At 48.3% G+C, this 242-nt stretch carries 1 protein-coding gene; it reads left to right on the plus strand.

The genetic code is table 11. From position 1 onward, the window contains the following. Window positions 1–242 (plus strand): glycosyltransferase family protein (locus AAEY72_RS16075; protein ID WP_352311672.1); only part of this gene is annotated, 242 nt, incomplete at both ends.

Below are 242 nucleotides of genomic sequence, written 5' to 3' on the forward strand. Positions count from 1 at the left end.
GTGGTGGGGTGATCGGCAATGCTGGCTTTGAGTTAGCCAGTGAGGCGATGACCTTAGGTAAAAAATTATTGGTGAAACCTTTACTGGGGCAATTTGAACAATCGGCTAACCTTGCTGCGTTACAATTACTTGCGGTGGCAGAGAGTATGCAAACTTTAGATCCAACCGTGCTTAAGCGTTGGTTAAAAAGCCCATCACCTAAGCCGATTGCGTATCCACAGGTGGGCGATGCATTGGTGGCC

Source organism: Psychrobacter sp. W2-37-MNA-CIBAN-0211 (genome assembly GCF_040309405.1).
In the GTDB taxonomy this organism is placed as follows: Bacteria; Pseudomonadota; Gammaproteobacteria; order Pseudomonadales; family Moraxellaceae; genus Psychrobacter; species Psychrobacter glaciei.